The following is a 24,121-nucleotide window of genomic DNA, read 5'->3' on the forward strand; positions in this document are numbered from 1 at the left end:
ACCCACTCCGACCCATCCCGAACTCGGTTGTGAAACGCTGTAGCGGCGAAGATACTTGGGGGGTAGCCCCCTGGAAAAATAGCTCGGTGCCAGGTTAATATTTGAAGTAGACCCTCTTTGATGAGAGGGTCTACTTTTTTGTGTGGAATAAAGCCTGTTCTCAAACTGAATGACGTTGGTGGGTATCAGCCCTATGTCTGAACATACTTCTCAAGCATCACGGAGTGATCGCCCTTTGCGACCCCAATTGGTCTCATTGCGAAAATCGACAGAAGGCCAAGCTGACGATGCTAATGCTCCAGGTAAACGGGAATGGTGGGCTCAGCGATGGGTGGATGTGTTGGAATCTTTTGGTTGGCGTCGAAGGTTAGAACGGGCTCGCAACTATGTTCGGGAAGGACGAGTGTTGAAGCTAGAATTCAATGGGCCTAAGGTCTTTGCACAAGTGCAAGGGACTGCGGAACAGCCTTATAAAGTGTCGTTAGCCCTTGACTCGTTTACGGATGAACAGTGGGGGTTTGTTGTTGAAGAGATGTCTCAACGAGCCATCTTTGCTGCGAAACTATTAGCTGGAGAAATGCCCCAAAACATTGAGGAGGCTTTTACTGCTAGTGGTCTAAGCCTATTCCCTTTTAGTAAGTTTGATATTCACAGTCGCTGCTCATGCCCTGATCCCGTTAATCCTTGTAAGCATATTGGGGCTGTGTATTACCTATTGGGCGATTATTTCAGTCAAGATCCTTTTATTCTGATGCAGTTGCGAGGACGGACAAAGCAAAGTATCGTCGAAGACTTGCGACAGATGCGAAGTCAGGGGTCTGAAGATGAAAATGCTGAGTTGAGAGGGGCGGATGCTCCTCAATCTGCGGTGACCAAGGTTAAACCTGACTTTTGGCGATACGATCAACAGTTGGATCCGTCTTTGGTAGTGATTGCCCCTCCCCCCACAAATGAAACCGTTTTAGATGTGTTAGGTCCCTTACAATTGCCTTCTGTCGGTGGGGCGAGTGAAGATCCTCTGGTCAGTGATTGTTTACGAATGATTTATCAAAGGGTTAGCCAGGGTGCCATGATGAAGGCAATGTTGAGTCGGGAGAATGATTAAATGGCTGAACCAACTCGTGCAGTACCCAGTTGGTTTGTCCGTAAAGATATCGATGGTTTTTTTGGATTAGCGATTGATAATATTGTCCAGATCCTATTGATTGTTGGTCTGTGCCAAGGTGTACTTGAGTTTGAAGCTGAGTTGATATATGGTCGAATCTTGCCAGGGGTTGCCCTGAGTTTGATTTTAGGGAATGTCTACTACAGCTGGCTGGCTTATCGACAGGGACAGAGGGAGCAGCGAGATGACTTAACGGCATTACCGTATGGCATCAATACTGTTAGTCTGTTTGCCTATGTATTTTTGGTCATGCTACCCGTCAAGCTGGATGCACAGGCGTCGGGCATGACTTCTCCACAAGCCGCTGAGATGGCTTGGCAAGCTGGGTTAGTGGCTTGTTTGGGTTCTGGTTTGATTGAATTAGCAGGTGCTTGGGTCGGCAATAGACTTAGACAAGTAGCGCCTCGGGCTGCGATGCTGTCAACCTTAGGGGGGATTGCATTAACGTTTATTGCGATTGGGTTCTTGCTGCGTACCTTCGCGAATCCGGTTGTTGGTTTGGTGCCGCTGGGGGTGATTTTGCTGACCTATTTTGGTCAAGTTGATTTTGGTCTCCCTGGTGGTTTGCTGTCAGTCTTGCTGGGGGTGGGGTTGTCTTGGCTGACGGGATTGGTTCAGTGGGATGCAGCGTTATTTGACCAGGCCATTCAACCCTTAGGCGTTTATATTCCTAAGTTGTGGATTGGAGCAATTTGGGCACAAGGTGGGGTGCTGAGTAAATATTTCAGCATCATATTGCCGATGGGTTTATTTAATTTGGTTGGTAGTTTGCAAAACCTGGAGAGCGCGGAGGCTGCAGGGGATCGGTATCCAACGGCTCCTTGCTTAGCGGCTAATGGTATGGGAACGCTGGTGGCAGCAGTTTGTGGTTCTTGTTTCCCAACTACGATCTATATTGGTCATCCGGGGTGGAAAGATATGGGGGCTCGGGTTGGGTATTCTTGGCTCAATGGCTTGGTCATGGGTATTTTATGCTTGAGTGGCACATTAGGAGTAATCACATATTGGGTCCCTATTGATGCCGGTATGGCAATTGTGCTTTGGATTGGTATTGTGATTGTGGCCCAGAGTTTTACAGCAACGCCCAAAGCTCACGCGCCAGCTGTTGTTGTTGGATTAATGCCCGGAATTGCTGCATGGGGGGCGTTGGTGGCTAAAAATAGTATGCGTGCTGTCGGAGTGGGTACGCCTGAGCAACCCTTTCAACCAGACGTTTTGGTCGCGAATTTTAAATTGAGCGATACGTTTATTGAGGGGGCATTTGCTCTAGAGCAAGGGGTTATTTTGCTAGCAATGATTCTAGCTGCTATCACGGTTTATATTATTGAGCAGCGGTTTGGGCTAGCGGCCCTTTGGGCTTTAGGAGCTGCGATTTTAGCTTGGGTTGGATTAATTCACAGCTTTGCCTGGACTCCGACAGATACGGTGGTGAACTTAGGTTGGGGAACTGGAACGGACTGGGCTGTGAGTTACACGTTGCTGGCCGTTCTATTTTTATTTGCAGCTTGGCTACATAAACGAAACAAGCACAATCAGGAGATGTAACTTAACTTTGGTGTTGTTTTGATCCAGCGAGGTTGATGCTTCAAGTTTGGATATATCCGCGGGGTTGCTCCTGAAAAATCCGTTGCTCCGGTAGAGAATTCTTCCCCACAAGCCATTGGCCTACAGTTTGGGACCTGCGAGTCTTCAAGCCGTCGCTTATTTTCTTCCAGAAATTTCTGCCAGCTCCGTTAAGGTAACTACCCGATATCCCCGACGATTGAGTTCCGGCAGCACTTGGGATAGCGTATCGAGGGTGCGATCGCCCCATACACCCTTGGGGCCATAATCATGAAGCACAATAATACTACCCGGCCGCACATTTGCCAGAATGTGCTGTGTAGCAAACGTTGAAGAAGGGATCGTTGTGTCGTAGGGCCATATCTCTCCTAAGGCAATTTTATAGCCCTGTTCTTGGGCAATTTGAGCCATCTCTAAATTACAGCGACCGCTACCTGGACGCATCCATCGAATCGACGTTTTATGTTCTGCTGCTGCTAAAATTTCTTGCTCAGCCTGATCTAAGGCAACTTTGAAGTCAGACAAACTGAGGTTAATACTGGGAACATCAGCCACAAGATGATTCCCTAATTCATGGCCTTGCCGCACCATTTGGACGACTAATGCCTGGTTATGGGGCGAAATTCTGCTGCTAATCAGAAAGAAAGTTGCTTTTGCCTGGTGAGTGAATAAAACATCCAAAATTCTGGCAGTCGTGTTGTGGTTACCTGTCCGCTGATCATCAGGCCCATCATCAATCGTGAGGGCAATCACTGGCTCATTGGTGGGGATGTAAAAAATCGCATTTGGACAAATAGATGATGCTAACGGCTTAATCACCCAGCGAGGCTGCATCCATAGAATGCTTATTCCAGCGATCACCGATCCAGAGATTGTGACGACAGCGATCAACAGCCAGTAACGGCGCAAGCATCGGAATTTAGACATAGACAACCGCTTTAGGGCAGACGCATTATGCTTCTTAGACTAGCCTTTTGGGGAAATTTTTCCCCAGCATCGTGACAGGAACTCCAAAAGCTGGAAAGATAAAGATTACGGAAAGTAAACATATCATTAACAAAATATTCATTCTATGAAGATGAAACCACACTATGTAATGACAAGTATCTGTTTAGGTGCTTTAGCGTTTGCTGCTCCCGCTCAAGCAGCTGGTCGGGTGGCTGGCTATCAGTATGCAGTATTTCAAGATAGTGAAGCCCCTCTCGAAGACAATGTCATTCACTATATTCCCTGCTATCCCCAAAATGATTGCAATGAGTTAGCCACCAAGTTAACCGCTGAACTCCGCCAAGCGCAGGTGAACTTGACAAGGGCTCGGCTGACCCTAGAGAAGCCCGTCGAGGCTTGGACCTTATTTACCCAACTCGATCAGCAGTTCTTGCCTCAAATTACGGATAAGAAAGGCTACAAAACCACCACCACGCAAAAGAAAGGAGTCTTTTCCTTTTATTGTCCAACCCAGACTTGCTTAGTCTATTCCTTTGGTACCGTCCGAGATCGCTTCAATTATTGGGTCACGGTGGCGAAGAGTCGCAAGCGCTGGGACCTGGGACCGGCGAGGGGCTTTATCGAAGATAAACCTGAAAAGTTAGGGGATTAAAGATCACAATGATGAACTACAAACCAGTAATCCTAGCCTTTGGCTTAGCTGCGATCGCACTGCCCGCCCAGGCTGAATTACCCGAACATACTCAAGAGTTGCTCAATACCCGTCGGTGTATACGCTGTGATCTGTCCCGAGCCAATTTCGGCGGCATGGATCTTAGCGTCACCAACTTGCAAGGGGCGAATTTGATTTTCTCAAACTTAGAGAATGTCAACCTTAACGCGTCCAACCTCACGGGAGCCAAGCTTATCCAGGCTCGGATGTCTGATGCCAATCTGCAGACGACTAATTTAAGCGTGACGGATTTGAGTAAAGCGGACCTGCGAGGTGCTAACTTGGTGGGTGCTGATTTGCGCAGTAGTCGCATGATGTCAGCCAATCTGAAAGGTGCAAAACTGCAAGAAGCCAAACTCCAAGGGGTGAACCTAGGGTCAGCCAATCTGAAAGGCGCAAAACTGAATGGAGCGAATTTGTTCTCGGCAGATTTACGAGGCGCTAACCTTGAGAATGCTGACCTTTCAGGCGCAAACCTCAAGGAAGCTGATTTGAGGGGTGCGAATCTGAAGGGGATTCAACTGAATGACGCAGACCTCACAGGGGCCACCCTCCCGGATGGCATTCCCCAGTAAGGCTTATTGGCAGGTAGCCAAGGCTTGAAGTGAAGCGGGGATATCCATCTGACAGAGTTTAGCCCCGCTTAAATCAGCATTGCTGAGGTTAGCATCCCGTAAGTTGACATCTTTCATGGCAATTTTGCCGAGATGGGCACTACTCAGGTCAGCTTCGCTAAGATTAACGCTTTCTAAAGAGGCTTTGCGGAGATCCGCATGATTGAGCTTAGCCCCATTGAGGTTGGTGTACTTTAGTTGGGCTTGCTTTAACTTTGCACCTCTTAGGTTCGCTTCGCTGAGGTTAGCGTTGGTTAAATAGACTTGGTTAAGGGTGGCGTTCTTAAGGTTGCTTTTCTTGAAATTGGCTTCTCTCAAGTCACTAAAGTAGACATGACGATTGCCTTGGGCCGTTTCTACCACAGCCACGCTAAAATCAGCATCTTCTAAGGTTGCTTCCGATAGGTTGGCGCGGCGCAGATCGGCACCTTTGAGTTTGGCTTTAACTAAAGTAGCCTGGGTTAAATTGGCATCTTGCAAATTGGTGGCTTGCTTGAGGGTGGTGGTTAAGCTGGCCCGTCGGAGAGTCGCTTTGCTGAGATTGGCAGACTGTAGATTAGCACTGTCTAGATTGGCATCATCCAAATTAGCCCCTTGCAAATTAGCCCCTTGAAGGTTAGCGCCCTGCAAGTTAGCCCCCTTGAGATTTAGATCTTGCAAGTTAGCTCCCCTTAAGTCGCAGCTTTCGCAACGGTTTGTGGCCTGAAGCTGCTGAAGATGCTCGGGGTTGGGGGTCTGAGCACTGTTGCTGTTAGCCCCCAGGGGAAATAAAGCAATATAAGCGGACGCTAGGGCGGTTCCGATCACAAGGCTGCTTTTATTCAACTGTTTCATGTCATCCACCCAAATTAAAACGGTCTTAATAGGTATTTATTCCTTACTTACTGTACTGTGATTGGGGCAAGGTTACAAAATACGAAGGGGCAAAGGTGTAAACCGATTGATTTGAAAAATTGCCTATTCACAGAACGCGCCAAATCAATACCCAAAGCGTCAAAATGCTGGTCGTTAGGACAGCTTTCTGAGGTGCAAGGGACTTAACGCCCCAATAAAGTAACCACAGGGACCACAGGCTGCCTGCCAAGACGGCCCAAAAGAGCAGGTGTAGAAAGATCTGTCCGCTCAAGGCTTGACGATAGAGGTTCAGCCAAGTCAAATATTGGTTCAGCAAGGACTCTTCCGGTCGATACATTACAAATTGAGCAAAGGGAATCACCGATCCGGTTGCTGGCCATAGCCAAGCTGCCCCCACCATCATTAATCCCACAAGGATAAGGGGCCACAGGGTCCAACCGACAAGCTGCCAAGCCCGCCATTGACGACCCGTGAGCAATTGAATGATCCCCCCATATATCCCCCAGCTCAGGAATGGCCAGCCAACCAAGCCGATGAGTATACTGCCAATCCAATATTGAGTCTCTCCTGGAGAAGTACTGATAGACGGCCATATATCGGTGGGGATAATCGGTAATAGATTGCGAGTCCAGACCCCCAAAGCGATCCATCGCAGCCAGTTTGCACACAGAGCAATTCCTAGGGAAACCCAGAGGTTAAGGGGATGATCAAACAGTTGCCGAAAAAATCTTTGCGGGTAGACAATAAGCAGCCAGATTTTCATCGATATCAGATACGGGAAATAGAGTCCATCTCTGAACATTCCCTTTAGAAAAATATTAGCTCCAAAAGCCTTTATTCCCGGTATAAAAATACTTTTTGGACGATAAAACTTAGATGTAATCCTGACTCTACAATCTTTATGGCCTGGATAGGAATAGGCCGCATTTTTTGGGGCAAACTATAGGCGTGTAGGTTCAAGACCTGCAGGATTATTTCGAGCATCTTTTTTGGCAGGTATAAAAGAGTTTTCAGGAACAAAAGAGCTTGCATCGATCATCAAATCAATCTCAGTGCCAGGGGGAGAAGGCATGGGCAGACCTTATAGAGAACGTCATTGGTTGGGGATTATCTTTTTTTTCTTGACAATCCTGTTGACCCGGCGATTGCCCCCAGCCTCGTCCCTCTGGATTTGCTCAATGGGGGTTGATGGCGAGCAGTGCAGGTGATCAGCCGCTTGCAACGATTCCCTGACGACTTTTATCCGATTTGGAAAAAATTGTTTTTGGAAAACCGTTGTTCCATCCCTGAGGGGTGAACTCAATGAGGTCGATTTATGAGTAATCAGAAATTTCAGCGGCTCTTGGGCGGGAGCCTTGTCCTGATCCTCTTTAGTGGGTTGGTGGCGCAGAGCTTATCGGTAGATAGCCAAGTTCATCAACACTATCGCACCTTGATCGCCGAACAGTTCATTACCGATGCAACCCTGAATCAAGGTGTTCTCAAATCCCGCTATGCCCTGCTCTCTTCCTACGATCCGTTGGTCCGCTCTCTGTCAAAACAACTCAGCTTACAAAGGAAGTTAGAGCAAATCCCTCGCTATATTGAGAATCAGCAGATATTGCGACAACAGTTACAGCACAATCAGAGCCTCTTTCGCCACAAAGAAGAACTGCTGGAAGCCTTTAAATCGAACAATGCTGTTCTAAAGAACTCATTAACTTACTTGCCTGAGTTGGTGAAGGAAGTTCGCCTAGATGACCGGAGCCTATCCCCAATCACTACGTCCCAATTACAGGCGATGCTGGACAACGTGCTGCTCTATAGTCTGTCAATGGATGAAGCGTTAGTGCCGCAAATCGAGCATCAGATCAATCGGTTGGCGCGAAGTCCCGACAACCCAGATCAAGCCTCTAACCGTATTCAGCTAGCCGTTGCCCATACTCGCATTATTCTGGACTACAAACCGGAGGTCGATAAACTCACCCGCAGCATTCTGAATTTACCGACGGCACAAGCCATTGGTAGCTTAGAACAGACTTACACCAAACACTATCACGCCGCTGTGAAAACGGCTGAGATCTATCGCCTTCTCAGTATTGGCTTGCTGCTCGTCATGGTGAGTGGTATTGCCTATCTAGTGATTATACGTCAACAATGTTTGATAAAGGAGCAACAACAGTCCCGACAACGCTTATCGGGCATTCTCAGCAGTCTAACGGACGCCTTTATTGCCCTGACGCCCCAATGGCAGGTCAGCTACATTAACCCCCAGGCAACTGAGATTCTTCAGCGAGAGGCTCATAATCTCCTTAATCAGGATTTTTGGCAGATCTTCCCGGAGGAGTTAGGGGGTAAACATCAGCAGATTTATCAAACAGCGCTCCAGAATCAGGTGAAGCAGTCCTTCGAAGCGTTCTATTCTCCCCAGCAGATATGGTTTGAGGTGCGTATTTTCCCCAGTGTGGATGGACTGTCTCTGTTTTTCCAGGATGTTACGAGTCGCAAACAGGCTGAGATCAATCTCAAACACACCAATACTGAATTACAAGCAGCGAAAGATGCGGCTGACCAAGCCAGCCAAGTCAAAGGGGAGTTTTTGGCCAATATGAGCCATGAACTACGGACTCCGATGAATGCTGTGATTGGGATGACCAGTTTACTCAGCCATACATCCCTCACCCCTCAGCAGCAGGATTTTGTCGATACAATTCGCAGTAGTGGAGAGGCACTGTTGTGTCTGATCAATGATATTCTTGATTTCTCCAAAATTGAAGCAGGAAAACTCGACATCGAAGAGCAGCCCTTCCATTTAAAGACCTGTATTGAAGACGCCCTCAAGTTAGTGGCTCCCAGGGCTTTTGAGAAAGGGCTAGAGTTAGCCTATTTGGCTGAACCAGAGATTTCCGGTGGAATCATTGGGGATGTGACACGGCTTCGCCAAGTCCTAGTGAATCTCCTCTCCAATGCAGTCAAGTTCACCGAGTCTGGAGAAGTGATTGTTCATGTTAGGAATGTCACTCAATCGGTCACCCTCGATGCAGAGAATCTGAACCCAGCGCCTTCCCCTGCGCTCCTTCTCCAATTCTCTGTCCGAGATACGGGAATCGGGATTCCCCAAGATCGAATGGCGCGCTTATTCAAGTCCTTTAGCCAGGTGGATGCGTCCACCACTCGTAAATATGGTGGAACGGGCCTGGGCCTGGCGATCTGTCAACGATTGTGTGAGCTGATGGGAGGGCGTATCTGGGTAGAGAGTGAAGCTGGGGTCGGGTCAACGTTCTTTTTCACCATCTCAACCCAGGTGGCCGCTGATCTCGATGGTTCGCCTCATCGAGTGTTAGACAAGCTCCAGGGAAAACGGATTCTGATTGTGGATGATAACCGGACGAATCGCAAAATCCTGACCTTACTCGCAGAGGTTTGGGGCATGCACCCGCAGGCAGAACCGGGAGGACTAGCTGCCATCGAACATTTACAGCAAGATCCTGAGTTTGATGTGGCGGTGATTGATATGCAAATGCCCCAAATGGATGGTCTTACCCTTGCCCAGCATATCCATCAGCTTGAGGCCTGCCAAGATTTACCATTGATTATGCTCAGTTCCTTGGGCGTAGAAGCCATCTCAACCTCAACCGATAAACATAACTTCTTTGCCATCTTGAATAAACCTATTCAAGAAATGCAATTAGGTGAGATCCTTGTCAGAGCGGTGACCCAACCCACCGGTCAGGTGGTAACATCCTCTGAGTCGATTCCTGCGCCACCGGATCCCAACCCTCAATCCCTGCGAATTTTGCTGGCAGAAGATGTAGTGGTTAATCAAAAAGTCGCTCTCCTTATCCTCAAGCAAATGGGCTACGAAGCAGATATTGCTAATAATGGCGTAGAGGTTTTAGAAGCCTTACACCGTCAGCCATATGAGGTAGTGTTGATGGATTTACAAATGCCAGAAATGGATGGACTGACGGCGGCCCGTAATATTCAGGCGGCCTGGCCGCCTGAATCTCAGCCCCATATTATTGCCTTGACTGCAAATGCCATGCAAGGGGACCGGGAAAAATGCCTGGAGGCTGGGATGCATGACTACGTCAGTAAGCCCATTCGGAGTGAAGATCTAAAGGCTGCTCTCGATCGATATCAAGCCATGCGGAAAGTCAAATAAGCCCGTGGGTTCTGGGGAATTAGCTCTGGTTTAAGTCTGGCGGGCTATCCTGGGAGAATTTAGACAATACTTGCCCCAATCCTTTCAGACGAACCGGTTTCGCAATATAGTCATCCATGCCTGCGGCTAAATACATCTCACGATCGCCCTGCATCGTATTGGCCGTCATGGCAACGATGTGGGGGCGATCCGGTTTTTCCCACGCTTCACAGATGTGCTGAGCCGTGGTGATGCCATCCATCTCTGGCATTTGCACATCCATCAGCACCAGATCATAGGAGCGTTGACGGAGGGCTGCCAGCACCGCTAAGCCATTGGTTACCAAATCTGCCTGATAGCCCAAGCGATCTAACAATCTAAGGATGACTTTTTGATTGATAATGTTGTCTTCTGCAACCAGAATGTTTAGGCCGGAAAAGGAGGGGGATGGGGGTTGAATAGGGTTTGGAGGATGGGCCGTATTCGAGCGATGATCCGATAGCGCCTTGAGTAAAGCTTGGTGGAGTCGGAACGGTTTGACGGGTTTACTGAGGGAAGAGGATAGGGGTGGAGAATCTTGCCAGACACTGGCACTTTCACCAATGGCACTTAAACCAATTACTGGGAGGGGTGTCTGAGCATGATTCTGGGCTAATTCCGAGAGTAAGATTTGACTCGACATGTCGGGGAGCTGCAAATCTGCGATCGCAACATCAAATGACTGCCCTCGAACTAACTGAATAGCCTCCCATCCTGACGTGACTAAGCTGGGCACCAATCCCCAAGCCTGGACCTGTTGGGCAAGGATCTGGCCGCTACTGACATTGTCCTCCACGATTAAAACAGTCTTGTGCTGAAATTGGGGTTCAACCCCTCGATGCTCTGCCACGCCTGGCACTGCGGAGGCCGCAAGGGTGAAGAAGAACGTGGACCCGAGGCCAACCTGACTTTCCACCCAAATGGTTCCTCCCATCAGTTCGCAGAGTTGCCTGCAAATCGCTAGGCCCAATCCTGTGCCGCCATACTGGCGGGTAATGGATGAGTCTAGTTGGCAAAAAGATTGAAATAATTGTTGCTGGTGGCTTGGGGCAATGCCAATTCCAGTGTCCTTGACGGCAAATAGCAGCTCATGCAGGTGCAAAGGGGCAGCAGATGGCAGCTCAGTCGTCACCACATCCCGGGCAGAGACCGTCACAATCACCTCTCCGGTAGCCGTAAACTTGACGGCATTCCCGAGCAGATTGACCAGGATTTGACGCAATCGATGGGCATCTCCCTGAATATAAATCGGAGTTTTGGGCTCAATAAAATATGCTAGTTCGAGCCCCTTGGCAGTGGCTTTGGAATTCACAATATCCAACGCCTCTTCTACACAGGCAGAGATCAGGAACGGATGGAGTTCTAGCTCCAGCTTCCCGGACTCTATCTTCGAGAAATCAAGAATATCGTTAATGATATTTAGTAGGGATTCACCACTCGTGCGAATCGTCTCCACAAAGTCCTGTTGGTGGGGGTTGAGCGGTGTCTCCATTAACAAATCAGTCATGCCAATAACGGCATTCATGGGAGTGCGAATTTCATGGCTAATCATGGCCAAAAACTCGCTTTTAGCCTGGTTGGCGGCTTGAGCGGCTTGGCTGCTTTCTTGCAATGCCTGGTTCTTGGCTTGCAGGGCTGTCTGTAACTGCAGCGTTTTCTGAAGTTGGAGGTACAACGCCGCCTCCGCCTGTTTGCGTTGGGAAATATCTTGCATCTCAGCAATAAAATAGGAGGGCTTTCCCTGAGAGTTATGAACGAGGGCCACGCTCAAGAGGACTGTCAGGGGATGCCCCAATCGATGGAGAAATCGCTTTTCAATATGATAGCTAGGGGTTTGCCCCATTAAGAGTTCCTGAATTTGCGGCTGATCAAGGTGGCGATCGTCTGGATGGGTCAGATCCTCAATGCGTAACTTCAATAATTTGGGTGGGTCGAAACCCAGCAATTGACAGAGGGCCGGATTAACCTGGAGCCAGGATCCATCTAAAGCGACGATGGCTTTTGCGATCGCAGCATTGTTAAAGGAGGTGCGAAATCGCTCTTCAATTTGCAGGGTTTGCAGTTTGAGCAGCGCTTCCCGTTTCTGTTGCAGATGTTTTTTACCCGTAATATCTCGATAGATTCCGTAGACCAGAAGTTGACCAGAATTTTTATCTGCTTGGGGAGAGTAGATGGTGTCGTAGTAGTAACTTTGGCCGATAAAGACCAGCTCTTGTTCAATAAAAACGCGCTCTTGAGACTCAAAAGCTGCTGCAATAAAGGGATCGATCATTTCCGCTTGCTCCCCCAACAGCGCTTGATTGGTTTGGCCGATCAGGTGTTGAAGGGGTAGACCGAACCGTTGGCAGCCGGTTTCATTGATGGCGACGATATGATGGCCTTGATCGTAAGCCACAAACAAATCGATCGTTTGGTCTATAAAGGCAGAGAAACAATTGATTTGCTCCAGCGGAACAAACGCATGGGGGGTCTCAGAAGGCTCTTGCGACATAAATCAAAGCCAAACGTTGCTGAACAGCCCGTTTCTGGGGAGTGAGGCTGGACCTAGACCGCCATTATGACACGCTCAATTTTAGACTGACCATCGGCTTGTTACAGTATTCACTGATGAATATGGATCGCCTCTCCTATGTGTCGTTTGTTGGGTTATTTGGGCCAACCCGTTGCTTTAGAAACTTACTTAATCCACCCTCAACATTCCCTCGTTGCCCAAAGTTATCAACCCAAAGAGATGACCGCAGGGCTGATCAACGCCGATGGATTTGGTTTGGGATGGTATGGGACCTCCCCTGAACAGTCCCCCTATTGCTATCGCAATACGCTGCCCATTTGGAATGATCCAAATGTTGCGGACTTGAGTCGTTACATTACGGCGGGGACTTTCTTAGCCTATATCCGCAGCGCCACCATTGGCCAAGGTTTACAACTCAGCAACTGTCAACCGTTTCGAGATCGGAAGTTGCTCGGTATTCACAACGGTTTTATCGAGAATTTCCGCCAGACCCTCTACCGACCCATGCGAGACAGCCTGGGGGATGACCGCTATCAAGCGATTGAAGGAACCACCGACTCGGAACATATCCTGGCTTTGATATTCGAGGCCCTCGCCCAGAATTTGCAGTTGACCCTGGTGGAGGCAATCGCTCAAACCTTGAATCGGATAAAAGGGTGGGCCACGTCTTACAATATTCGCGTTAGCTTAAATGTCATCCTGAGCGATGGTCAATCTATGATTGCTTCTCGATTCGCTTATCCAGACCCACCACCTTCGCTGTACTGGTTAGATGTCAGTTGGCCTGAAACGGGTGTATTGGTGGTGTCAGAGCCCCTGGATGCAGATAAGCAGATGCGATCGCAATTTGGCGGACATTGGCAATCGATTCCCGCCAATAGCCTATTGACCGTCGATACGAAGCAAACCGTGGAAATTCATGCCCTCTAACTTAGCTAAGCGCTTCCCAAGTACGGCTCGCCAACCGTTGCAGGAAACGATTTGGCAACACTTAACCACCTCCCGAACCCACACCTTACGCTTATTTGAAGGGGTTAATGCAGAGATTTTTTGCCGACAAGCTGATGCCGATTTCAGTCCCGTGGGATGGCATTTGGGGCATATTGGCTATACCGAAGGTCTTTGGTTATTAGAAAAAGAAGCTGGATATCCCCCCCAATTCCCAGAATATCGTCGTTTATTCGCCGCAGATGGCCTGCCCAAAGCGGAGCGGCAAAATCTACCTTCTTTTGCCACCATCTGTGATTACTTAGATCAGATTCGAGATCAAGTTTGGGACTATTTACAAGTTGCGCCCCTTGAATCGCGTGCTTGGCTGTGGTACTGGCTGGTTCAGCATGAGAGTCAACATTGCGAAACCATCATTTGGGTGTTGCAGCTCCATCAGCAGCAGCGTGGCGATGAGGGAGAATTAACGACCCCTGCTTTGCGAACGAGGGGAAAACCGCATCCTCCGGCTGAACCGGGTTCACCGCCTAAGGACATGATCTACGTCGAGGGGGGGCCGTTTCTGCTGGGCAGTGAGGGGCTTGATGCGCTAGACAATGAACAAACATCCCATCGGGTGGAGGTTCCCCCCTTTTGGATCGATCCCTATCCTGTGACCCAACGCCAATTTCAGCGTTTTATCGATGCTGGAGGCTATCAAAATCGCCAATTTTGGTCGGCAGCCGGATGGCGATGGTTACAAGACCATTCTGTTTGTCAGCCCGCTCACTGGGTGGAAACGGACGGAGATTCTTTACCGGTCTGTGGGGTCAGCTGGTATGAAGCAGAGGCGTTTACCCAGTTTGTGGGCAAACGATTACCCACAGAAGCCGAATGGGAGAAAGCCGCCTGTTGGCAACCCAAATCGCTAAACGCCCCTACCTCAACCCCTAAACGAACGTACCCTTGGGGTGACCAGGCCCCCACCGTTGAGGAGTGCAATTACGGCGGCCTAAATGGGGGAACCACTCCTGTCGGTCATTATCCTCAAGGTCAGAGTGCCTATGGCTGTTATGACCTGTTAGGCAATGTCTGGGAATGGACCGATACTTGGTTCCACCCTTATCCAGACTTTGAGCCCTACCCCTATCAAGGCTATTCCATGGCCTATTTTGATCATCGCCATCGAGTGCTGAAAGGGGGCAGTTGGGCCACCCACCCTCCTGTCTTGCGCAGCACCTTTCGCAACTGGTATGAACCTAGGATCCGCAGTCATTTTGCCGGGTTTCGCTGCGCGTACGGATAACCCTCACCATGGGATGGATGGGGATGGTTTACAGTAGGTGGGAACCTAGGCGATAGTCCACTTCTAACCTTACGCACCGGAGCTCCTCTATCTATGTCTGAGTCTGTGTATACAGAAACCCCTCCTCTCTCCACCCCCTTTCCCCCAGAACTGGTTTCCCGCTTACAGTTGACTCAGCTGGCCCTCCCCCAAACCGACATCTCAAAAGGACTGGATGTTGTTCAGGGACTATCTCAAATTCCCAAAACCCTTCCCGCCCAGTACTTTTATGATGATCGTGGATCACAGCTATTCGAGCAGATCTGTGACTTACCAGAATATTATCCCACCCGCACCGAAGCGGCCATTCTCGCCACCCATGCAATGGATATTGCCAACGCTACCGGTCCCTGCGAGCTGGTTGAGTTGGGGAGTGGGAGTTCAACCAAAACGCGCTTATTACTGGATGCCTATGCATCCCTTGGTCGACCGTTCTGGTATTGCCCCATTGATGTGAGTGGCGGCATTCTGAAGCAGAGCGCCCTGACATTGCTTCAGGATTATACCAACCTCCATATTCACGGATATGTCGGTCCCTACGAAGCGGCCTTGGCATCCTTATCCCCTCCTCAGCTCCCCACTCGCATGGTTTGCTTCCTGGGGAGTACCTTAGGGAATTTGAGCCCTCAGGAGTGTGAGCACTTTTTTAGCCAGTTAACCCATGCCCTACAGCCGGGAGAATACTTCCTCCTAGGGGTAGACTTGCACAAATCCACTCAGCAACTCGAAGCAGCCTACAACGATAGTCAAGGGGTGACGGCTGCCTTTAATCTCAATATGCTTCAACATCTGAATTGGAAATTTCAAGGGGATTTTCAGGTAGAGAATTTTCAGCATAGAGCTTTCTACAACTCAGACGAGCATCAGATCGAGATGCATTTAGACTGCCTCCAGACTCAGCAGGTTACCCTATCAGCCTTGGATTTTTCGATTGCGATCTCAAGGGGAGAATCCATCCGCACAGAGATTTCTCGCAAATTTGATTTGGACCTGCTCACCCAGCAACTGCAGGTCCGCAATCCCCCGGAGGTTCAAGGGCGTTCAGTTCCATCTAGCGCCACGGCCAAGTTTTTGCACCCCTTGAAAACCTGGACAGATCCAAGGGCCTGGTTCGGCCTGATTCTATGCCAATGTCGGGCGGAGCCAGCGCTTAATCTCTAATAAACGAAATCCCCCAGGTAGAAGGCTTTTGAGTTATTCTGTAGAACAAGAATGGATCGGATAAATGCCCAAGTCCTGGACAGTGCCTGATCTCAAAGCTGGGCGGGGCAGTCTGATCTAGATCTTCCCTTCTCTACAGGGGCTGTTGACCCATCACAGAATAGAATCCATCCAGCAAGATAAAATATTTAATTCAACCGTTTACTAAGCAGATCGCAACGGCTGGCGATAGGAGAAACAGAGTTCATGGGCAGAATTGTCGGCATTGACCTAGGCACTACGAATTCCGTAGTTGCTGTGATGGAAGGGGGCAAGCCAGTGGTGATCGCCAATACGGAGGGAAGCCGAACAACCCCTTCGGTGGTTGCTTTTGGCAAAGAAGGGGAACGCCTGATTGGTCAGCTTGCCCGCAGGCAGTCCGTTTTGAATCCCCAAAATACCTTCTACGCCTTTAAGCGGTATATGGGACGCAAATATAGCGAATTGTCTCCCTTTTCGAAGCGGGTTCCCTACACCATCCGCCGTGACCAAGCCGATAATATCAAAATCAAATGCCCTGCCTTAGAACGAGAGTTTGCCCCCGAAGAGATTTCGGCCATGATCCTGCGCAAACTGGCGGATGAGGCGAGTCGTTTTTTAGGTGAACCGGTGACCGGGGCAGTGATTACCGTACCCGCCTACTTTAATGATGCTCAGCGGCAGGCCACTCGGGATGCAGGTCGGATTGCAGGTTTAGAAGTGAAGCGCATTATTAATGAGCCTACTGCCGCCTCCCTTGCCTATGGATTGGACAATCAGTATAGCCAAACCGTGATGGTGGTTGATCTGGGTGGTGGCACCTTTGATGTCTCGATTCTGGATGTTGGCGATTCAGTCTTTGAAGTGCGGGCCACAAGTGGAGATACTCAATTGGGGGGCACCGATTTTGACCGGGTGATTGTCGATTGGTTAGCCGAGCGGTTTCTAGAGCAAGAGAATATTGATTTGCGTCGTGAACCCCAATCGCTGCAGCGGTTAACAGAAGCCGCTGAAAAGGCTAAGATCGAACTCTCGGGGTTGCCAGAGACCAATATTAGCCTGCCCTTTATTACCGCCACGGAAGAAGGCCCCAAGCACATGGATATTGTGCTCAGTCGGGGAAAGTTTGAGAATCTATGTGCAGATTTGGCCCAACGCTTACAAGCCCCGGTAGAGAGGGCTTTGCGAGACAGTAATTTGCGGTCTATTGATATTGATGAGGTGGTGCTGGTGGGGGGGTCGACGCGGATTCCCATGGTCCAGACCTTGATTGCTCAAATGATCAATAAGCGTCCCAATCAAAATGTCAATCCCGATGAGGTGGTGGCCGTCGGTGCTGCGATTCAAGCGGGGATAACGGCAGGCGATTTACAAGATATTTTCTTGCTGGATGTCACCCCCCTGTCTTTTGGCTTGGAAACAATTGGCGGTGTTATGAAGACGTTGATTCCCCGCAACACCACGATTCCAGTTCGGCGTTCCGATGTTTTCTCCACGGCCCAAGATAACCAAAATCAAGTCGAAGTCCATGTCTTGCAAGGGGAGCGGCAGTTAGCGAATAACAATAAGTCTCTGGGCAAGTTTCAGTTGCGGGGCATTCCCCCTGCTCCTCGAGGCGTTCCTCAAATCCAGGTGGCTTTTGACATTGATGCCAACGGCATTTTGCAGGTGACGGCGATGGATAAATATACCGGGCGGGAACAAACCATTACGGTCCAGGGCGCAGCGAATCTCTCGGATTCGGAAGTGAATCGGATGCTACAGGAGGCAGAGCAGTTTGCGGATAAGGATCGCTTGCGCCGAGAGCAGATCGATAAGCGCAACCGTGGTCAGGATTTGATTAGCCAGTGCGATCGCAAACTCCGAGAAATCACCTTAGATTTTGGCCCTCAATTTGCCAGTACTATGAGACGACGGGTAGAAACCCTGTCTCGAGACTTACAGGACAGCATTAACCGTGATCAGGATCGTCAGATCGATTTAGACTATGCCAACCTCCAAGATGCCCTATATGAGTTGAACCAAGAGGTGAATCGCGTCAATCAGGAATATTACGATGACGAAGAGGAACTATTTCCCTTGCCGTCGATGTCCTCGATTAGTGATGCGGTGTCCAAAGGCGTCAATAAAGGGGTTGAGTTTGTCACCGGGCGTTCTTCGACCAATGACCCACCGCCTCGCCGTTCTCCCAGTCGAATGGACAGTGATTTTTGGGAAGACTGGGATGATGATGATTGGTAAACTCAACGATATCGTTGCGAATTAGACGAGCTGGACGCTTGACAGGTTGATGCAAAACTTCCGTAATTATTACGACATTCTCAAGGTGCCCAAAGATGCATCGACCGAAGAAATTAAGCGGTCCTATCGAAAATTAGCGCGGCAGTATCATCCTGATCTCAATCCGGGGGACAAGGCGGCTGAAGAGCAGTTCAAGATTATTGGCGAAGCCTATGATGTCCTGTCCGATGCGGAGAAGCGATCTCAATATGATCAATTTGGCCAATACTGGCAACAACAAGGGTTTCAGAAAACCAGTCGACCCCAAGCAACTAAAAAATGGGGGGGACAAACCAACCCCTTTGCAACAGACAAAGTCGATTTTAGTGAGTTTGCTGACTTTCAGGAATTTTTAGATCAGCTCTTAGAACGACCCCAGAGTAAAAATAAACAAAAGGGACCTAAAGTTAAAACCCCTCGCGGGGGGCGGCGGGATGCGGAAGCTCGCCTGACGTTGCCTCTCGAAAAGGCCTATACCGGTGGGCGGGAACGAATCCGGCTTGAAGATGGTCGGTCGTTGGAAGTGACGATGCCCACGGGGATGGTTTCGGGCCAACGAATTCGCTTAAAAGGCCAAGGAACCGCTGGAGGCGATCTGTACCTCAAAATTGAGGTGTCCCCCCATGCCTTCTATCGCTTAGAGGGCAATGATATTGTTTGTGAACTCCCCATTACCTGCGCAGAAGCCATTCTAGGGGGACAAATTGAGGCCCCCACCCTGGATGGCTGGGTCAATGTCACCATTCCACCTGGGGTCCGTTCAGGGCAGCGGCTTCGCTTAGGGGGTAAAGGCTATCCTTCCAACGGCGGGAAGCGAGGCGATCAGCTGGTCGAAATTCGCATTGAGTCTCCCAAAAATATTAGTCCCCAAGAGCGGGAACTCTACGAACGAATTCGCCAAATAGAAACCTATAAACCTCGAGCCAATCTGCCTATTTGATAGTCTTCTCAATCAATACGTCTAGTTTTCCTTTAAGAAGTGACTTGCAGATTTGTTCGGTGTTGCCGGGACGCCATCTTTCTGACTTTCAAAGGCCGAACTGCCAGTAACTTCGTCATTTCCTTAAGATTGGCATTCCGCTGGCGATAGATTTTTAACTCTACATCCGTGGCATTGAGTTGAGACTTATACCGTCTCTCAATCGCTTTGAGCTGGGCACTGTAGTATTGCTTAATTTGAGATTCTATTGCCTCACTGTTCGCATCAATTGGCACTTCCAATCGCACGGTAAAGACCCCTCTATCTTTCTTCTCAATCGCCTGAAGATTGATCTCATCTTGCTTGAACTCAGTGCATAGGGATTGAAAGGCAGCGACAAAGGCCAACCAATCAATGCCATCGACAAAAATCAAGTCGATGGTCGCTAAAGGACGTTGCACAAGGTTTCTAAATTCGCCTGAGATAAAGTCACCTGCCAGAGGATGTCGGTCTCGTTGAGCCGCTTTCAGGTAAATGTAAGCGCAATCCACCTCATCCAGTTTTGTTTCATCACTGATTTTCCAATTCTCGATGCAGGCCCCCGTAAACGTCGCCCCAGTGAAGTCAGACGAGAGTGCGATCGCACCATCCAACAACGAATGTCGTAAATCAGCGCCTCGAAGATCAGTCCACCGCAAATCGGCTTCATGCAGATTAGCGCCGCGCATATCGGCCCAGCGGAGTTCGGTCCAGCTACAATCCGCTTTTTTGAGAATAGAACGGCACAATGTGGCACCACTGAGGGTTGCGCCTCTCAAATTTGCTTGAGTGAGGCGCGCAAAGCTCAGATCAGCCCAGCGCATCGTAGCGCCGCGCAGTTTGGCATAGCTGAGATCAACCTGCTCAAGGGTTGTCCCGCTCAAATCGGCTCCCCATAAATAGGCCCCCCTCAGGGTGGCTCTGGAAAGGTCTGCCCATCGCATAAAGGCTCGACTGAGATTAGCCCCGATTAAGTGAGCATGTCTCAGCTCCGTTCCACTGAGATCTGCACCGCTGAGGTCCGCTCGACTGAGATTCACCTTGCATAAGTCTTTGCCATTTAAACTCGCCAGTTGCAAATCAGGACGAATATTCGGGTTGGCATCTCTCCACTGATTCCAGGTCTTAACCCCTTGACTCAATCGGTTTAGATGCTCTCGATTCGCCATGCTCTACTCCAAAATCCCCTAACTCCTCCACTAAAATAACTCTCAAAAATCTTTTCCGCCGCATTTCTGTTACCAAGAGCAAAAAATGGGGATCAAATCACTGTTTGGGCAGCAATAGTATTGACAACTTCAATATCGTGTGTAGTATGTCCACAAGATCTGAGAGCAAAATGAAGCCATGCCAGACCCGAACAATGAATTCTTGACAGCTGTTTTGACTAATGGATTCCATTTGCTCAAGCAATTCACCCAGGGGATTCACCTACCTCACTGGTTAGCCCCCCTTAGTATGCTTGGAGCGTTATCTGCGTTGGAGAAGCTATTGCCTGCGGTGCAAAAAGGCTCCCTTTTAGCTGGTATTGGCAGCTATGTGCTTATCGGCATTTTATTGGTTAATTTACTGGCGTTCTCTGTCTTTCTATACTTGCCGGGTCAACTGATTACCGCCAAAAGCTCCTCAGTTTCCCGTTCTGGGGTGGTCCTACTGAAACTCCTCTTTATGGGGGGACTAGTCGTTCTCAAAAACGTCACCCTCTATAGTTTGAAGCTGATCTTCGACCTACTGATGTTAATGTTGGCCGCTTTGACCTATCCACCCCGTCAACCTGCAGACCAAATTGCTGCCCATTGCTGATTGCCAGCTTTTGGGCTACAAACGCTCTAAAAACGTCTCAGAGACCTGTAAATGCTGGTCTAGCTTTTCCTTGCCCATCCGATCCAGATGGCTAACGGTCATGCGAGTGCGGGGATTACGCTCAAATAAAGCCCGGTGTTGATGCATAAAGCGCCAATACAGGCCGTCCCAAAGGGTACTCCAGTCTCCCGATTTGTAGTAGCTCATTTTGCGTAGGTAGTTGGATGAGCTGACATAGGGTTTGGTAATCATCAGACCACCATCGGCATACTGGCCCATCCCGTAAACATTGGGAACCATCACCCAATCAAAGGCATCGATAAATAAGGATGAAAACCAGCGGTAAACCTGATCGGGGTCGAACTCGCAGAGCAAGAATAAGTTACTAAACACCATTAATCGCTCGATATGGTTGGCATAGCCACTATCCAGTACTCGCTGTATCGCTGTATCAAAGGGGAAGATACCCGTCTTTGACCCCCAGGATTGTTCAGGTATCGGGCGATAGTGTCCAAAAAAAATAATCGTCCGCTGGACACGTCCTTTCAAAAGATAGACGCCTCTTACATATTCTCGCCAGCCAATAATTTGCCGAATAAATCCTTCTAGAGAATTCAGGGGAATGGGTTGATCCTGATGCCGATCCAATGTTGCTTGGACAATTTCGTCTGGACGCAATAAGCCGATATTCAAAGCAGGGGTTAAAACTGAGTGGAACAAGCAGGACTGTTCAGCATCGATAGCATCTTGGTAGGCACCATGCTGATCAATCCGAATTTCAAGAAACTGATGGAGAAATTGACGAGCACTGTCGTGATCAATGGGAAACTCAAAGGAATGACTACACCCTGGATTATCCTGAAAGTGTTGTTGGGTATAGGAAACCGCTTCCTCTGCGTAGGCATCGGGCGTCGGCCATTGAATCTCGGGACGTTGAATCGTCTTAGGCAGGCGCTTGCGATTGTCCGTATCAAAACTCCACTTGCCTCCAATAGGTCCTTCTCCATCCAGTAAAATCCCTAACCGCTGACGCTGTTTGATATAAAAGGAATTCATTCGCAAGGATTTCTGGACAGGCAGAAGGGCTTCTAGGTCAGACGTTGGGGTTAAGAAATTTGGGGTGGGGTACCAGAATAGCTGTATGTCAAATTTTTGTGCAGCCTGGGTTATACGTTGTTCTAGCCAGTCATCGGTTACTTCACAGATATGGGCACAGCGGAGGCCTTGGTGGTTCAGGAGGTCGAAAACAGTGGCGGAATGTTCGAGTTTATGGCTCTCTAAATATTGAACGGCCAACCCTTGATTTTGGAGCTGGTCGGCATAGCTTTTCATTGAAGCCCGATGCAGAATAATTTTCTTTTTATGAAAGGGATATTGACGAAAGAACAGCGGTTCTTCTATCAATAGAACCCTCCGGCTTGACGAGAGAGCGGGATGATTAGCGTAGAGCTGGTGGGGATATATCAGTGTTGACTCCATGAGTCTCGTTTTCTGCTTGGGTCATTGATCACAGCTTCCTATCATACAAATTCCGTTATAAACTCGCCCTTCGATGGCATTCACCAAGCAAGGAAATATGTAATCTTTGCGCCCAGAATATCGAGTCTGACCTGACACAACTCTGTTACAGGGCATACATTGGGATAGAGAACGCGCAGAGAAATATGGCTATGAAACGGTGGATTAAGCAGTTGCCGTTCAAAACAGTCTCTACCCCAGAGGAGTTCGATGCTTTAGTCCAACAGGTTGAAACTATAGCCAAACAGAACCCAGAGTTTTACCGCAGTCGTTTACGACTATTGGCTTGTTTGGGCTATGCCTATATCTTGGCTGTATTCATCCTTTTGTTTACCGGATTATGGGGAATTCGACTGTATTTAACATCTATCCAAGACCAACAAATGATTGAATCACTCAATCTAGTGACTGCTTTAGTTACTTTCGGTCTGTTGAGTCTGTTTTTTATCCATTTCGAGCAGCCAAAGGGAATCGCCCTAACGAGATCGCAGGTTCCTCAATTATTTGCCATGCTGGATGAGCTAGCGTTGGCCATGAAAGCTCCAAGACTAGATAACGTTATTCTGAATGAGGAACTGAATGCAGCGATTGTGCAGCGGCCCCGATATGGCTTTATTGGCTGGCAAAGAAACTATCTATTGATTGGTTTACCGTTACTACAAGCGCTATCCCCTCCACAATGCAAAGCAGTTTTAGCCCATGAACTGGCTCATCTGTGTGGGGATGATGGTCGAGCATCAGCATGGATTTATCGGATTCGACGGACTTGGTATGAGTTAGCAGAACGCTTTGAACACACTAGTCGAGGAGGATTCCTTTTTCAGCGATTCTTTAGCTGGTATGGACCATTTTTTCGGGCCTATTCCTTCGTTCACGCTCGATCACAAGAATATGAAGCCGATCGACGGGCTGCGTCGATCGTGGGGGCTCACCATAAAGCTGAAGCACTCATTTGGCTGAACTTGAATGCGCAGTTGTTGCAGAAGCAGTATTGGTCAGATTATTACCGTCGAGTCCTGCATCACACTGAGCCAGAAGATGATGCTATTTCCCAAATGCTCCAGATTTTAGACGCTGGGATGTCCTTGGAGCAACGTCGAAGCTGGTTCTCCCTTTGCCTTGCCCAGCAAACTAGCAATTCATCGACCCATCCTTGCTTATCAGATCGGCTAGACGCTTTAGAGTATGTGGTTCCTAGAGAATTATCCCCATCTGATAGGAATGCTATGGCTTTGTTGGGCGATCAGTTAACAGCTTTAACTGAACAGCTCAATCAGTTTTGGAAGCAGGAAGGAACCAAAGACTGGTCCGATGACCATGACTGTAGCCAACTCATGTTGACCAGGTTAAACAGTTTGAATCATAAACCTGAACACCTACTAACCGTAGAAGAAAAAATTAAACGGGCTGCTCTAACCGGCATGGATCAAAATCGGGTAACAGTGTCAGGAGCGATCAAGGTAACCTAAAGGCTTGTTGTCACTCCCCTGAATTGACCCTCAAGCATGATTTCAACTCCTGCAATTGCCGCCACGCTTCCGCCAAAGATCCGCAAAGATATCGGCATTCAGGCTCTATCA

18 protein-coding genes are annotated in these 24,121 nt (G+C 48.9%); 12 read left to right on the plus strand and 6 right to left on the minus strand.

Annotated features, from left to right (window positions below; all coding sequences use genetic code 11):
- Nucleotides 1–193: 193 nt before the first annotated feature.
- Nucleotides 194–1,105, plus strand: coding sequence for a metal-binding protein (locus Q0991_RS17895; RefSeq protein WP_299490867.1), 912 nt, complete (start codon nt 194–196; stop codon nt 1,103–1,105).
- Complete coding sequence (locus tag Q0991_RS17900) at nt 1,106–2,710, plus strand: NCS2 family permease (RefSeq protein ID WP_299490870.1); 1,605 nt, start codon at nt 1,106–1,108, stop codon at nt 2,708–2,710.
- A gap of 156 nt (nt 2,711–2,866) precedes the next feature.
- On the opposite strand, the gene Q0991_RS17905 is transcribed toward Q0991_RS17900, so the two are convergent.
- Nucleotides 2,867–3,655 (minus strand): polysaccharide deacetylase family protein, encoded by a 789-nt coding sequence (locus Q0991_RS17905; RefSeq protein ID WP_299490872.1) that lies wholly within the window; start codon nt 3,653–3,655, stop codon nt 2,867–2,869.
- Between the two features lie 169 nt (nt 3,656–3,824).
- Between Q0991_RS17905 and Q0991_RS17910 the strand changes: the two genes are divergently transcribed.
- Both Q0991_RS17910 and Q0991_RS17915 read left to right on the plus strand, forming a co-directional pair.
- On the plus strand, nt 3,825–4,328 hold the full coding sequence (locus Q0991_RS17910; protein WP_299490875.1) for a hypothetical protein: 504 nt from the start codon (nt 3,825–3,827) through the stop codon (nt 4,326–4,328).
- 8 nt (nt 4,329–4,336) lie between these two features.
- The gene (locus Q0991_RS17915; protein ID WP_299490878.1) at nt 4,337–4,963 is read left to right on the plus strand and encodes a pentapeptide repeat-containing protein; all 627 of its coding nucleotides are present in this window, start codon (nt 4,337–4,339) and stop codon (nt 4,961–4,963) included.
- A 3-nt stretch (nt 4,964–4,966) separates the two neighbouring features.
- Here the strand turns inward: Q0991_RS17915 and Q0991_RS17920 are convergent, their stop codons facing one another.
- Together Q0991_RS17920 and Q0991_RS17925 are read right to left on the minus strand one after the other, a co-directional pair.
- Entirely contained in the window at nt 4,967–5,836 is an 870-nt protein-coding gene (locus Q0991_RS17920; protein WP_299490880.1) for a pentapeptide repeat-containing protein, read from the minus strand.
- A gap of 127 nt (nt 5,837–5,963) precedes the next feature.
- Entirely contained in the window at nt 5,964–6,620 is a 657-nt protein-coding gene (locus tag Q0991_RS17925) for a hypothetical protein (RefSeq protein ID WP_299490882.1), read from the minus strand.
- Between the two features lie 552 nt (nt 6,621–7,172).
- On the opposite strand from Q0991_RS17925, the gene Q0991_RS17930 reads away from it, so the two are divergent.
- Nucleotides 7,173–10,001, plus strand: coding sequence for a DAHL domain-containing protein (locus tag Q0991_RS17930; RefSeq protein WP_299490884.1), 2,829 nt, complete (start codon nt 7,173–7,175; stop codon nt 9,999–10,001).
- A 19-nt stretch (nt 10,002–10,020) separates the two neighbouring features.
- On the opposite strand, the gene Q0991_RS17935 is transcribed toward Q0991_RS17930, so the two are convergent.
- Nucleotides 10,021–12,510, minus strand: a complete 2,490-nt coding sequence (locus Q0991_RS17935; RefSeq protein ID WP_299490887.1) for a response regulator — start codon at nt 12,508–12,510, stop codon at nt 10,021–10,023.
- Nucleotides 12,511–12,648: 138 nt separating this feature from the next.
- On the opposite strand from Q0991_RS17935, the gene egtC reads away from it, so the two are divergent.
- From egtC to Q0991_RS17960, 5 genes are all read left to right on the plus strand, one after another.
- Nucleotides 12,649–13,461 carry an ergothioneine biosynthesis protein EgtC gene (gene egtC / locus Q0991_RS17940; protein ID WP_299490889.1) on the plus strand — a complete coding sequence of 271 codons (813 nt, stop codon included), beginning with the start codon at nt 12,649–12,651 and terminating at the stop codon, nt 13,459–13,461.
- Complete coding sequence (locus tag Q0991_RS17945) at nt 13,451–14,764, plus strand: SUMF1/EgtB/PvdO family nonheme iron enzyme (RefSeq protein ID WP_299490891.1); 1,314 nt, start codon at nt 13,451–13,453, stop codon at nt 14,762–14,764. Before egtC ends, Q0991_RS17945 begins: the two co-directional genes overlap by 11 nt.
- 93 nt (nt 14,765–14,857) lie before the next feature.
- Nucleotides 14,858–15,964, plus strand: coding sequence for an L-histidine N(alpha)-methyltransferase (gene egtD, locus Q0991_RS17950; RefSeq protein ID WP_299490894.1), 1,107 nt, complete (start codon nt 14,858–14,860; stop codon nt 15,962–15,964).
- A 246-nt stretch (nt 15,965–16,210) separates the two neighbouring features.
- Nucleotides 16,211–18,223, plus strand: coding sequence for a molecular chaperone DnaK (gene dnaK, locus Q0991_RS17955; RefSeq protein ID WP_299490896.1), 2,013 nt, complete (start codon nt 16,211–16,213; stop codon nt 18,221–18,223).
- 49 nt (nt 18,224–18,272) lie between these two features.
- The gene (locus Q0991_RS17960) at nt 18,273–19,202 is read left to right on the plus strand and encodes a J domain-containing protein (protein ID WP_299490898.1); all 930 of its coding nucleotides are present in this window, start codon (nt 18,273–18,275) and stop codon (nt 19,200–19,202) included.
- Nucleotides 19,203–19,234: 32 nt separating this feature from the next.
- On the opposite strand, the gene Q0991_RS17965 is transcribed toward Q0991_RS17960, so the two are convergent.
- Nucleotides 19,235–20,389: a pentapeptide repeat-containing protein gene (locus Q0991_RS17965; RefSeq protein WP_299490900.1), complete on the minus strand. Its 1,155-nt coding sequence runs from the start codon at nt 20,387–20,389 to the stop codon at nt 19,235–19,237.
- A gap of 178 nt (nt 20,390–20,567) precedes the next feature.
- Here Q0991_RS17965 and Q0991_RS17970 point away from each other — a divergent pair, with 178 nt between their 5' ends.
- Nucleotides 20,568–21,023: a hypothetical protein gene (locus Q0991_RS17970; RefSeq protein WP_299490902.1), complete on the plus strand. Its 456-nt coding sequence runs from the start codon at nt 20,568–20,570 to the stop codon at nt 21,021–21,023.
- A 15-nt stretch (nt 21,024–21,038) separates the two neighbouring features.
- Here the strand turns inward: Q0991_RS17970 and Q0991_RS17975 are convergent, their stop codons facing one another.
- Complete coding sequence (locus Q0991_RS17975) at nt 21,039–22,502, minus strand: cryptochrome/photolyase family protein (RefSeq protein WP_299490904.1); 1,464 nt, start codon at nt 22,500–22,502, stop codon at nt 21,039–21,041.
- A 191-nt stretch (nt 22,503–22,693) separates the two neighbouring features.
- Between Q0991_RS17975 and Q0991_RS17980 the strand changes: the two genes are divergently transcribed.
- Nucleotides 22,694–24,010 (plus strand): M48 family metallopeptidase, encoded by a 1,317-nt coding sequence (locus Q0991_RS17980; protein WP_299490907.1) that lies wholly within the window; start codon nt 22,694–22,696, stop codon nt 24,008–24,010.
- The last annotated feature ends 111 nt before the right edge of the window (nt 24,011–24,121 follow it).

Source organism: Acaryochloris sp. IP29b_bin.137, assembly GCF_028285745.1.
GTDB lineage: Bacteria > Cyanobacteriota > Cyanobacteriia > Thermosynechococcales > Thermosynechococcaceae > Acaryochloris.

Coding starts and splice junctions, on each gene's coding strand:
- Q0991_RS17930 (WP_299490884.1), top strand. CDS start 7,173: ATGAGTAATCAGAAATTTCAGCGGCTCTTGGGCGGGAGCCTTGTCCTG.
- Q0991_RS17905 (WP_299490872.1), bottom strand. CDS start 3,655: ATGTCTAAATTCCGATGCTTGCGCCGTTACTGGCTGTTGATCGCTGTC.
- Q0991_RS17900 (WP_299490870.1), top strand. CDS start 1,106: ATGGCTGAACCAACTCGTGCAGTACCCAGTTGGTTTGTCCGTAAAGAT.
- egtC (WP_299490889.1), top strand. CDS start 12,649: ATGTGTCGTTTGTTGGGTTATTTGGGCCAACCCGTTGCTTTAGAAACT.
- Q0991_RS17895 (WP_299490867.1), top strand. CDS start 194: ATGTCTGAACATACTTCTCAAGCATCACGGAGTGATCGCCCTTTGCGA.
- Q0991_RS17965 (WP_299490900.1), bottom strand. CDS start 20,389: ATGGCGAATCGAGAGCATCTAAACCGATTGAGTCAAGGGGTTAAGACC.
- egtD (WP_299490894.1), top strand. CDS start 14,858: ATGTCTGAGTCTGTGTATACAGAAACCCCTCCTCTCTCCACCCCCTTT.
- Q0991_RS17910 (WP_299490875.1), top strand. CDS start 3,825: ATGACAAGTATCTGTTTAGGTGCTTTAGCGTTTGCTGCTCCCGCTCAA.
- Q0991_RS17945 (WP_299490891.1), top strand. CDS start 13,451: ATGCCCTCTAACTTAGCTAAGCGCTTCCCAAGTACGGCTCGCCAACCG.
- Q0991_RS17975 (WP_299490904.1), bottom strand. CDS start 22,502: ATGGAGTCAACACTGATATATCCCCACCAGCTCTACGCTAATCATCCC.
- Q0991_RS17960 (WP_299490898.1), top strand. CDS start 18,273: ATGCAAAACTTCCGTAATTATTACGACATTCTCAAGGTGCCCAAAGAT.
- Q0991_RS17980 (WP_299490907.1), top strand. CDS start 22,694: ATGAAACGGTGGATTAAGCAGTTGCCGTTCAAAACAGTCTCTACCCCA.
- Q0991_RS17920 (WP_299490880.1), bottom strand. CDS start 5,836: ATGAAACAGTTGAATAAAAGCAGCCTTGTGATCGGAACCGCCCTAGCG.
- Q0991_RS17970 (WP_299490902.1), top strand. CDS start 20,568: ATGCCAGACCCGAACAATGAATTCTTGACAGCTGTTTTGACTAATGGA.
- Q0991_RS17915 (WP_299490878.1), top strand. CDS start 4,337: ATGATGAACTACAAACCAGTAATCCTAGCCTTTGGCTTAGCTGCGATC.
- Q0991_RS17935 (WP_299490887.1), bottom strand. CDS start 12,510: ATGTCGCAAGAGCCTTCTGAGACCCCCCATGCGTTTGTTCCGCTGGAG.
- dnaK (WP_299490896.1), top strand. CDS start 16,211: ATGGGCAGAATTGTCGGCATTGACCTAGGCACTACGAATTCCGTAGTT.
- Q0991_RS17925 (WP_299490882.1), bottom strand. CDS start 6,620: ATGAAAATCTGGCTGCTTATTGTCTACCCGCAAAGATTTTTTCGGCAA.